Genomic DNA, 8,016 nt, shown 5'->3' with positions numbered 1-8,016 from the left:
GCGGCGTGCACCAGGCCACCGCGCCGGCCGCGTCCACGGCGAACAGCGTGCGGCCCGCGGTGTCGAGGGCCGCACGCGCGCTCTGGGCGGCGCGGGCGCTCGCCAGGTGGACGCGGATGCGGGCGAGGATCTCGTCCGGCGCGATCGGCTTGGTCACGTAGTCGACGCCGCCGGCGCCCAGCCCCTTCACGATGTGCTCGGTCTCGGTGAGCCCGGTCATGAAGATCACCGGCACGTGCGCGACCTGCGGCTTCGCCTTGAGGCGGCGGCAGGTCTCGAACCCGTCCATGCCCGGCATCATCGCGTCGAGCAGGATCACGTCGGGGGTGATCTCGTCGACCAGCGCCAGGGCGAGGTCGCCCGCCACCGCCACGAGCACGGTGGCCCCGGAGCGCTCGATCGCCTCGGTGAGGAAGCTCAGGGTGTCGGGGGAATCGTCGACGACGAGGACGATGTCGCGCTGCGGCTCAGGCATCCGAGGCGAGGCCTTCCCGATCCACCGTCCGCTCCACGGCCTGCTCGGACATCTCCTGGAGGATGCGCAGGTAGCGCCGCATGTCGAAATCCGCCACGAGGCCGCGCATCTCCGCCACGAAGGCGCCCGGCACGCGCGCATCCTGCGCCATCTCGGCGAGCTTGGCCTCGATGCCGCGGATGTGACCGATTCGGCCGAGGCGCAGCAGGTCGCCGACCTGCTCCGGCGACGGCTCGGCGGTCGCCTCCGGCGGCGGCGTGCCCGGGGCCGGCGGCGGCTCGGGCTCGGGTTCCTGCGTGCCCATCCATTCCAGGCCGAGCAGCTGCGTGATCCGCTCGAGGAAGTCGCGCAGGTCGAAGGGCTTCGCGATGATCGCGTCGTGCGGGGCGTCGTCGCCGCGGATCGGGCTGATCTCGTGGACGTTGGCCGACATCATCGCGATCCGCCCGGAAAACCCGGTCTCGCGCAGCCGCTTGGCGACCGCCCAGCCCGAGAGCCCCGGCATCGCGATGTCGAGGAGCAGCAGGTCGGGCCGATCCGCCTGCGCCGCGGCGAGGCATGCCGCCCCGTCGGCGGCCTCGATCACGACGAGGCCTTCCGGCTCGAGGATCTCGCGCATCAGCGCGCGGTGGCCGGCATCGTCGTCGGCGACCAGCACCGTCCGCCGGGCGCCGCCGTAGGCCCGGGCCGGGACGGCCAGCGGAAGCGGCGTCGGCGCGGGGCGCGAGACCGAGGCCAGCATCAGGCGGAAGCGGAAGGCGGTGCCGCGGCCGAGCTCGCTCGTCACCGAGATCTCGCCGCCCATCACCTGCGCCAGCAGGTTGGCGATGGTGAGCCCGAGCCCGGTCCCCGGCGTGCCGGCGGCGGCCGGCGTCGCGCCGCGCTCGAACGGCTCGAAGATCCGCTCGAGGTCGGCCTCGGGGATGCCGGGCCCGGTGTCGCGGATCGTGAACACCGCCACCTGGCTGCGGTAGCTGAGGTCGAGCGCGACGTGGCCGCTCTGCGTGAACTTGATCGCGTTCGAGAGCAGGTTGAGCAGCACCTGCCGCAGGCGCTTCTCGTCGGTGGCGACCACCGCGGGCAGGATCTCGGGCCGGGTGAAGCGGAAGTCGAGGCCCGCGGCCTGCGCCTGCAGCCGCACCATGTCGACGATCTGGTCGAGCACGTCGGCGATGCGGATCTCGTCGCGGTGGATCTGCAGGCGGCCCGCCTCCATCCGCGAGATGTCGAGGAGGCCGTCGATCAGGCCCGACAAGTGCTGCGCGCTGCGCCGGATCACCCGGATGCCGTTCTGGCGCGCGGGCGGGATCGCGACGTCGCCTTCGAGCAGCTGCGCGTAGCCGAGCACCGCGCTGAGCGGCGTGCGCAGCTCGTGGCTGATGCCGACGACGTAGCGGCTCTTGGCGAGGTTGGCGGCTTCCGCCGTCTCCTTGGCCGCCTGGAGCTTGGCGTCGGTGACCTTGTGCGCCTCGATCTCGGCCTCGAGCAGCGCGGTCTGGCGCCGGGTCTCGGCCTGCGCGACGCGGCGGCTCTCGTGGGCCAGCACGAACAGCCAGGCGACGACGCCGAGGATGACGATCAGGATGAAGAACACGCTGGTCAGCGCCGCCCGCAACGCCGCGCGGTGCTCGGGATGCTCCAGCGTCGCCCCGGCATGGACGATGCCGAGGATCAGGCCGACCACGGCGATTAGCGTCAGCATCAGGGCGAGGTAGCGCCCGAGCGGCGCGCCGATCCAGGCCGCGGTGCGTGCCGGCACGATCCGGCCGAGCGCGCCTTGCGCCTGCGCCTCCAGCTTGCCGTGCGGCTTGCACAGGTCTCCGCAGCGGGCGTCGAGCGAGCAGCACAGCGAGCAGATCGGCCCGTCATAGGCCGGGCAATGGGCCATGTCCTCGCCCTCGAACGGCAGCTCGCAGACCCGGCAGGCGATCTCGCAGTCCCCCCAGTCGGCCTTCGGCGTCCGGGCGAGGTAGTAGCGCCCGCCCGTCCCCCAGGCGATCAGCGGCGCCGCCGCGAACGCGACGCCGAGCGCCAGCAGCGGCGCGAACGGTTGCAGGGCGTGCCCGAGCAGGCCGGCATGGGCGAGGTAGCCGGCGAGCAGCGCCAGCGTCATCGCCCCGGTGCCCACCGGGTTGACGGCGTAGAGGTGCGCGCGCTTGAACTCGATGCCGGGCGGCGACAGGCCGAGCGGCTTGTTGACCGCGAGATCCGACGCCAGCGCCCCGACCCAGGCCGAGACCACGACCGCGTAGAGCGGCAGCGTGCTGGCGATGGTCTTGTCGATGCCGAGCTCCATCAAGAGCAGCGCGATGGCGACGTTGAACACCAGCCACACGACGCGGCCGGGATGGCTGTGGGTGAGCCGCGAGAAGAAGTTCGACCACGCGATCGAGCCCGCATAGGCGTTGGTCAGGTTGATCTTGAGCTGCGAGACCACGACGAAGCCGGTCATCAGGAGCAGCGCGGCCTCCCGCGAGGGCGTGACGTAGCCGAAGGCGACCGCGTACATCCGCGTCGGGTCGGCGGCGTTCTCCGGCGCGACGCCGTGCGCCATCGCCAGCACCGCGAGGAAGGCGCCGAGCAGGATCTTGAGCATCCCCGGCACGATCCAGCCGGCGCCGGCCGCCAGCACCGCCGCCCACCAGCGCCGGTCGATCCGCCCCGCCTGCCGCCCCTTCGCCTCCGGCACGAAGCGCAGGAAGTCGACCTGCTCGCCGACCTGCGCCAGCAGCGCCAGCAGCACGCCGACGGCGAGGCCGAAGCGGGCCGCGTCGAGCCCGGTGCCCGCGCCCGGGGCGAGGCCGGGGAAGGCGAGCAGCGCCGCGAGCGGCGCGTCGCCCTTCCAGGCGATGCAGGCCAGCGGCAGCAGGTTGAGGCCGATCCACAAGGGTTGGGTCCCGATCTGGAACCGGCTGATCAGGCGGATGCCGTAGACGACGAGCGGGATCACGATCGCGGCGCAGGCGAGATAGCCGATCCACAGCGGCAGGCCGAAGCAGAGCTGCAGCGCCAAGGCCATGATCGCGGCTTCGATGGCGAAGAACAGGAACGTGAAGCTCGCATAGATCAGCGAGGTCACGGTCGAGCCGAGATAGCCGAAGCCGGCCCCGCGGGTGAGCAGGTCCATGTCGACGCCGTAGCGGGCGGCGTAGATCGTGATCGGCGCGGCGGTGGCGAAGATCAGCACGCCGACGACGAGGACGGCGGCCAGCGTGTTGGGGAAGCCGGTGGCCAGGACCAGCGTGCCGCCGATAGCCTCCAGCGCCAGGAACGAGAGCGAGCCGAGCGCCGTCTGCGCCACCTGGAACGCGGACCAGCGCCGCGCCTTCTTGGCGGTGAAGCGCAGCGCGTAATCCTCCAGCGTCTCGTCGGCGACGAGGCGGTTGTAGTCCCGGCGGATCGGGATGATGTGCTGGCGCCCGCTCATGGCGTGGTGGTCGGTCCCGAATCGTCCCCGGACGGCGTGGCCCGCGGACCGTGCGGCATCGATAGGCCGGATCGGCGCGGGATACGCAAAAATCGTGCGCCGCCCGCGCGGTTCGCGGGGGGCCGACAGCATTGAATTCGCGGGGCCGCGACGGCATATCGCCACCGCATCCGCGCCCCGGGTCCTGCGGGATCGGGCGCCGCGCGGACCTGTCCTGATGCGCTGCCCGACGACGAACCGACGTCCACTTCGTCCGGCGGCGCCTTGTGAAGTGGAGCGACGAACGTGAGCGAGACGGTGGAGCGGCACGAATTCGGTGCCGAAGTCGGGCGGCTGCTGGATCTCGTGGTCCACGCCCTCTATTCCGACCGCGAGATCTTCCTGCGGGAGCTGGTGGCCAACGCCGCCGACGCGATGGACCGCCGCCGGTTCGAGGCGCTGACCTCGGCGGCGAGCGCGCTGCCCGCCGACGCGAAGGTGCGGATCACCCCCGACAAGCCGGCGCGCACGCTGACGGTCTCGGATGCCGGCATCGGCATGAGCAAGGAGGACCTCGCCTCCAACCTCGGCACCATCGCGCGCTCGGGCACGCGGGCCTTCTCGCAGACGCTGGCGGAGGCCAAGCCCGACGAGAAGCCGAGCCTGATCGGCCAGTTCGGCGTCGGCTTCTACTCGGCCTTCATGGTCGCCGACCGGGTCACCGTCACCTCGCGCCGCGCGGGCACCGACGAGGCCTGGACCTGGGCCTCGGAGGGCCAGGGCAGCTACACGCTCGAGCCGGCGACCCGCGAGGAACCCGGCACCACGATCGTGATGCACCTGAAGGAGGACGCCGACGAGTACCTGGAGAGCTACCGGCTCGACCACCTCGTGCGCAAATGGGCCGACTTCATCACCGTGCCGATCGCCATCGTCGAGGACGGCAAGGAGGAATCGGCCAACCAGGGCACCGCGCTCTGGCGCAAGCCGAAATCCGAGATCACGCCGGAGCAGTACGAGGAGTTCTACCGCTCGGTCGGGATGAACTTCGACAAGCCGTGGGCGACGCTGCACTGGCGCGCCGAGGGCGCGCTCGAGTTCTCGGCGCTGCTGTTCGTGCCCGGGATGAAGCCGTTCCAGGCGGTCGAGGGCGAGCGCGAGAGCAAGGTTCGCCTGCATGTCCGGCGCATGTTCATCACCGACGACGCCAAGCTGCTGCCGTCCTGGCTGCGCTTCGTGCAGGGCGTGGTCGACACCGAGGACCTGCCGCTCAACGTCTCGCGCGAGATGCTGCAGACCACGCCGGCGCTGGCCAAGATCCGCCGCGCCGTCACCGGCCGGGTGCTCTCCGAGCTGACGAGCCGGGCCAAGGACGCCGAGGGCTACCAGGCCTTCTGGAAGAATTTCGGGCCGGTGGTGAAGGAGGGCATCTACGAGGACCACGAACGCCGGGCCGAGATCGCGCCGCTGCTGCGCTTCAAGTCCTCCGCGGTCGAGGGCTGGACCGGGCTCGCCGACTACGTCGCCCGGATGAAGGACGGCCAGGAGGCGATCTACTACCTCGTCGCCGACGACGCCGACGCGCTCGCGCGCTCGCCCCAGCTCGAAGGCTTCCGCGCCCGCGGGCTCGAGGTGCTGCTGCTCTCCGACCACGTCGACGCGTTCTGGCCCGAGCAGCTCGCGCGCTTCGAGGAGAAGCCGCTGCGCTCGGTGACGCAGGGCGCCCTCGACCTCTCGAAATTCGCCGGCGACGGCGAGGCTGCCGAGCCCCCGGCCGGGATCGAGGGCCTCGTCGCGAAGATCAAGGCGGCCTTGTCCGAGGACGTCTCGGACGTGCGTGCCACCGACCGCCTCGTCGACAGCGCCGTGGTGCTGGCCGCCGGCGGCAGCGGCCCCGACCTCCAGATGCAGCGCCTGCTGCGCCGGGCGGGCCGCGCCGCCGGCGGCGGCAAGCCGATCCTGGAGATCAACCCGCGCCACCCGCTGATCCGCGCGCTGGCCGAAGGCCCGGAGGACGCCGTCGCCCCGGCCGCCGGCACCCTCCTCGACCTCGCCCGCATCCAGGACGGCGACACCCCGCGCGACCCGGTCGCCTTCGCCCAGGTCGTCGCGGCGGCGCTCGCCGCGAAAGCCTGAGGCGCACGGCGACCTTCGCCGGCGACGACGATCGAAAGATCGCATTCCGGCTTGTGATCCGGCGATGCTTCATGCTAGGCACCGCCGGTCTCGACGAGGCACCTCGCGGAGAGGTGGCAGAGCGGTTGATTGTACCGCACTCGAAATGCGGCATGGGTGCAAGCCCATCGGGGGTTCGAATCCCCCCCTCTCCGCCACGGCCCCATTCGCAGCTATTCGCTGTCATCCACTAAGCCACACAGATCGCTACAAGTTCTGCAACCTGCCGTTCGCGGCGGGTCGCTGGCGTTTGCGCAAATTCACGCTTACGATGTCAGTAGAAGTGTGGGTAGCTATGACGTGCAAGGTAAGCTGACAGCACTTGGCGTAGCTCGCCTGAAGACCCCCGGCATGTATGGGGACGGCGGCGGCTTGTGGCTTCAGGTCTCCGGCAAGGGGGCCAAAAGCTGGATCTTCCGGTTCACCCTCGACGGCAAGGCTCGGGCTATGGGCCTCGGGTCGGCCAACACCTTTTCCCTGGTCGAGGCTCGCGACCGGGCGCGGGAGTGTCGGAAGTTGACGGCCGAGCGTCTGGACCCGATCGAAGCTCGGGCCGGACGCCGACAAGAGGCTGCAATCGAGGCAGCCCGTGCCATCACTTTCCGCACGTGCGCCGCCGGCTACATCGAGGCGCACCGTGCCGGGTGGCGCAACATCAAGCACGCCGCGCAGTGGACGGCGACGCTCGAAGCTTATGCTTATCCAGCCTTCGGCGATCTGCCGGTGCAAGCCGTCGATACCGGCCTGGTGATGCAGGCCCTCGAACCGATCTGGTCAGCGAAGCCTGAGACCGCCACTCGGGTGCGGGGTCGGATCGAGTCGGTGCTGGATTGGGCGACGACGCGCGGCTACCGGCGCGGCGAGAACCCGGCTCGATGGAAGGGCCACCTGCAGAACCTTCTCCCGAAGCGATCGAAGGTACAGCGTGTCGAGCATCATGCCGCGCTGCCATTCGTCGATGTGCCAACCTTTATGGCCGACCTTGCCAGTCGAGACGCCGTCGCCGCCCGCGCGTTGGCGTTCGCGATCTTGACCGCTGCGCGAACGGGCGAGGTCATTGGCGCACGCTGGTCGGAGATCGACTTGGATACCCGGACGTGGACCGTGCCGGCTGATCGGATGAAGGGCGGCCGTGAGCACCGCGTACCGCTTTCTGACCCAGCGGTGGTGCTTCTGAAGCAGATGCAGACGATCGGCGACGCCGGCTTCGTTTTCCCCGGTGCCCGACGAGGCAAGCCGATGAGTGGCATGGGCATGCTGATGCTGCTGCGTCGCATGGGTCGGGCGGACATCACCGCGCACGGCTTCCGGTCGTCGTTCCGCGATTGGGCTTCCGAGACCACGCACTTCCCGTCTGAGGTGGTCGAGATGGCGCTGGCTCACACCGTCGAGTCCAAGGTCGAGCGGGCATACCGTCGGGGGGATCTATTCGAAAAGCGGCGCGAGCTTATGCGGACATGGGCGGTGTATTGTGTCGGATGACCGGATAGATCTTTCGGAAGCTTACCGCCTTCTGCTGTTCATAGAGAAAGACGAATTGCTCGTCCAAAGGCTGCTTGTTCCACTGCTATGGAACGGCTCGCTGCCTTGCGTAAGTAAAAGGGCCTTCGTGGATGGAGGTCTTAAGAATGAAATCTCGGTAGTTACAAGCAAAGAATGGCCGCTGGATGAAAACCCTATCTCGTACGATTGGATCCATTCAAGAGGTATCTCGCCGAGAGGCTTCTACCGTTCAAAGCCAGAATTACCTGTCATAAACTTTTATCTAACAGAGTATTTTCAAATAACCCTCTCTCGTAATGCACTCAAGCAGATCTTTCATGATCTTCCGGATGTAAAGGGCGGACCAATTCCAGGCCGCTGTGGCGGAGTAAAACCAGGCCAATGGCGGCCGCAGCTTGAACGATGAAGGGGCCCGATCGGGCCCCTTCATCGTTTATCGCCGACCATGAGGCTCAAG

At 69.3% G+C, this 8,016-nt stretch carries 4 protein-coding genes and 1 tRNA gene; 3 read left to right on the top strand and 2 right to left on the bottom strand.

Annotation, left to right across the window (positions count from 1 at the left end):
* Positions 1-475, bottom strand: a 475-nt coding sequence (locus FV223_RS14645) for a response regulator (RefSeq protein ID WP_147727729.1), incomplete at its 3' end; no start/stop codon positions are given.
* Positions 468-3,902, bottom strand: coding sequence for an ATP-binding protein (locus FV223_RS14640; RefSeq protein ID WP_147727728.1), 3,435 nt, complete (start codon positions 3,900-3,902; stop codon positions 468-470). The genes FV223_RS14640 and FV223_RS14645, both read right to left, overlap by 8 nt.
* 285 nt (positions 3,903-4,187) lie before the next feature.
* Here FV223_RS14640 and htpG point away from each other — a divergent pair, with 285 nt between their 5' ends.
* The 3 genes from htpG (at position 4,188) to FV223_RS14625 (ending at position 7,538) form a co-directional block, all read left to right on the top strand.
* Positions 4,188-6,017, top strand: a complete 1,830-nt coding sequence (gene htpG / locus FV223_RS14635; protein ID WP_147727727.1) for a molecular chaperone HtpG — start codon at positions 4,188-4,190, stop codon at positions 6,015-6,017.
* Positions 6,018-6,124: 107 nt separating this feature from the next.
* Positions 6,125-6,214, top strand: a tRNA-Ser gene (locus FV223_RS14630).
* Positions 6,215-6,341: 127 nt separating this feature from the next.
* Positions 6,342-7,538 (top strand): site-specific integrase, encoded by a 1,197-nt coding sequence (locus FV223_RS14625; protein WP_281406234.1) that lies wholly within the window; start codon positions 6,342-6,344, stop codon positions 7,536-7,538.
* The last annotated feature ends 478 nt before the right edge of the window (positions 7,539-8,016 follow it).

The organism is Methylobacterium sp. WL116 (genome assembly GCF_008039455.1).
GTDB lineage: Bacteria > Pseudomonadota > Alphaproteobacteria > Rhizobiales > Beijerinckiaceae > Methylobacterium.
Note: the sequence above shows the minus strand (reverse complement) of the source record. Positions and strands in the feature narration are given on the sequence as shown.

What these genes read in the sequence shown, in the direction of transcription:
- FV223_RS14640 (WP_147727728.1), bottom strand. Translation starts at nt 3,902, where the DNA reads ATGAGCGGGCGCCAGCACATCATCCCGATCCGCCGGGACTACAACCGC.